The organism is Variovorax sp. LG9.2 (assembly GCF_035018885.1).
Lineage (GTDB): Bacteria > Pseudomonadota > Gammaproteobacteria > Burkholderiales > Burkholderiaceae_C > Variovorax.
The window spans coordinates 1-243 of sequence record NZ_JASJXB010000136.1 but is presented as its reverse complement, the minus strand read 5'-3'; the positions used below and the strand labels follow the sequence as shown (position 1 = coordinate 243).

General features: G+C 63.8%; 1 protein-coding gene. It reads left to right on the top strand.

Going from position 1 to position 243, the window contains the following annotated elements:
* Positions 1–243 (top strand): IS3 family transposase (locus tag QN413_RS27255; protein ID WP_323499665.1); only part of this gene is annotated, 243 nt, incomplete at both ends.

The window sequence follows — 243 nt, the reverse complement described above, 5'->3', positions numbered from 1 at the left end:
GACAAGGTCTGGAGGCAATTGGCACGCGAGGGCACGGTCGTGGCGCGATGCACCGTCGAGCGGTTGATGCGCCGGCTCGGGTTGCGCGGTGTGATGCGCGGCAAGGTTGTGCGCACGACGATGAGTGACAGCAAAGCGATATGCCCGCTGGACAGGGTCAACCGGCAGTTCCGCGCCGAGCGACCAAACCAGCTATGGGTCTCGGACTTCACATATGTGTCGACCTGGCAGGGCTGGCTCTAC